The sequence below is a fragment of the Streptomyces caelestis genome, from assembly GCF_001279005.1.
GTDB lineage: Bacteria > Actinomycetota > Actinomycetes > Streptomycetales > Streptomycetaceae > Streptomyces > Streptomyces heliomycini.
In genome coordinates this window covers 1-391 of record NZ_LGCN01000083.1, presented here as the reverse complement: position 1 = coordinate 391, position 391 = coordinate 1, and the positions used below count along the sequence as shown (strand labels likewise).

At 70.6% G+C, this 391-nt stretch carries 1 protein-coding gene; it reads right to left on the bottom strand.

Annotated elements, in window-relative coordinates:
• On the bottom strand, positions 1–391 hold a 391-nt coding region (locus ADK41_RS08225; RefSeq protein WP_159043949.1), incomplete at both ends, for a beta-ketoacyl synthase N-terminal-like domain-containing protein.

The window sequence follows — 391 nt, the reverse complement described above, 5'->3', positions numbered from 1 at the left end:
CCGCAACGCCTGCGCCGCCCAGTGCAACGCCACCAACGACGACGAACACGCCGTGTCCACCGTCACCGCAGGACCCTCGAACCCGAACGTGTACGCCACCCGGCCCGACGCCACACTGCCCGCGCTGCCGCTCCCCTGGTAGCCCTCGAACTCGGGGCCGGTCAGAAGGTTTGCGTAGTCGTGATACATGACGCCGGCGAAGACGCCGGTCCGGCTGCCCCGCAGCGAGACCGGGTCCATCCCGGCCCGCTCGATCGCCTCCCACGTCGCCTCCAGCAGCAGCCGCTGCTGCGCGTCCGTCGCCACCGCCTCCCGCGGACTCATCCCGAAGAACTCGGGGTCGAAGTCCCCTGCGTCGTGCAGGAAACCGCCCGAGCGTGTGTACGACGTC